Source organism: Xylophilus sp. ASV27, from assembly GCF_016428875.1.
GTDB lineage: Bacteria > Pseudomonadota > Gammaproteobacteria > Burkholderiales > Burkholderiaceae_C > Xylophilus.
In genome coordinates, this window is record NZ_JAELTO010000292.1 from 1 (window position 1) to 404 (window position 404).

At 44.6% G+C, this 404-nt stretch carries 1 protein-coding gene and 1 pseudogene; both read right to left on the reverse strand.

Annotated features, from left to right (window positions below; translation table 11 throughout):
• Positions 1 to 203: hypothetical protein (locus tag JHD63_RS24320; protein WP_370590624.1), on the reverse strand; the 203-nt coding region annotated here is incomplete at its 3' end.
• 18 nt (positions 204 to 221) lie between these two features.
• A pseudogene (locus JHD63_RS25120) lies at positions 222 to 389 on the reverse strand (SDR family NAD(P)-dependent oxidoreductase); the annotation flags it as partial.
• Positions 390 to 404 lie beyond the last annotated feature (15 nt).

Genomic DNA, 404 nt, shown 5'->3' on the forward strand with positions numbered 1-404 from the left:
GTCAGGGACGACAAGAGTTTTGGATTCTTTGCGACAGGCCCAGCAAATTTTCCCATTAGGAAATCGTAAAAAAAGTTGGGAATGATACTGTTGATACGGCTTAGGATTCCCATCGTAAACGGGAAATAATATTGTCTACGACCAGATTTAATAGCTCTTACAATTAGCTGTGCCGATCTAGCAGCCGTGATCTTGAAGGGCATTTGAAATTCAGAGTGCTCTGCCATAGGCGTCTGCACGAATCCTGGATGAAAACAGCTTACTTGAATTCCGTGGAGTTTTAGATCTAGTCTCAGGATTTCTAAGAAAATCATTTGCGCAGACTTTGAGGCACAATAAGAAGCAGCGCCTGGCAGCCCACGAAGTGCGGCGAGACTAGAAATTCCGATTAGGCACCCGGATTT